This is a genomic window from Ruegeria sp. A5, assembly GCF_056543005.1.
On sequence record NZ_JBQGAV010000025.1, the window covers coordinates 1 to 1,038 of the forward strand.

Below are 1,038 nucleotides of genomic sequence, written 5' to 3' on the forward strand. Positions count from 1 at the left end.
GCCGGTTGCTCAGCCCAGTTCACAGGGGGCAAGAGTAAAGCACTTGAACCAGGCAATCTGCCGGATTCAGTTGTTGCGCTGGCAGAGCCGGGGCAAGATCTGGCCACGGCACGCCTTTTGCCAGAAGACAATTGCTTCTGGTATGAGCACAGCGGACCTGTCGAGACGACATTGGTACCATTGCGCGCGACGAATGGCGCTCCGATCTGCGCCGCGCGCGACGCCTGATAAAAAGAGGGCAGCGACGTCCACCTACGCTGCCCAAAATTTATGAGCGGGCTGTGACGCTATCTTCGGCCGAGTATAAATATGCGGTCGAGCCGATTTTTACATGTGGGTAGAGATCATTGATATGGGCCATGATCATTCTAACACATCCAGAACTTGCGCGACCACCGATGCTTCTAGGCTGAGGCGTGCCGTGAATTCTGAGATAAGTATCTCGATTTCCAACGTATAGATAAAGGGCTCGAGACCCCAGAGCATTACTTGGCCCGGGTTCCATGCCGTCCCTGAATTCCGCATACTCAGGGTTACGCTCAATCATTGAAGCAGTTGGCGTCCAATGCGGCCACTCGACCTTGCGTCGGATAACATAGGTGCCGGGCTCGTAAAGGTTCCCCCGCGCGATCGCTACGCCATAGCGCATTGCAGCCCCGCCTTCCTCGATATGATAAAGATATCGTGCGACGGCATCGACATGGATGTCACCGGGAACCAAACCATCATTTGCTAGGACACGTCGTGGCAAAAAACGGTCATGAACGCCCCACGGATTCGAGGTCGCCGGATCGTAATCAAATGGTGTGACCTGGCTGTCCCAATAGGTCTTTTGCGACGAGGTTGGCCATGTTTTGGCGATCAATGGACTGGCCGCAGATGCGGAGAACAGCGCAGTGGTTGATTGAATGAAATGGCGCCTTGTCAGCATAGATCTCGTCCTGATTCACAAGTTGAATGTATTTGCATCGCATTTTTGCGATCAAATTTGAGTCTTAAAGCCTCTAGCAGCTAGAGCTTCAAGAGGTTTCAGGTAAC

Annotated in this window: 2 protein-coding genes; one reads left to right on the forward strand and one right to left on the reverse strand. The window is 53.2% G+C overall.

Features of this window, described 5'->3' with window-relative positions:
* The coding region (locus ACR0AY_RS21150; RefSeq protein WP_170516230.1) for a hypothetical protein at positions 1 to 228 on the forward strand (228 nt) is incomplete at its 5' end.
* Between the two features lie 40 nt (positions 229 to 268).
* On the opposite strand, the gene ACR0AY_RS21155 is transcribed toward ACR0AY_RS21150, so the two are convergent.
* On the reverse strand, positions 269 to 931 hold the full coding sequence (locus tag ACR0AY_RS21155) for a L,D-transpeptidase (RefSeq protein WP_170516228.1): 663 nt from the start codon (positions 929 to 931) through the stop codon (positions 269 to 271).
* Between the last annotated feature and the right edge of the window lie 107 nt (positions 932 to 1,038).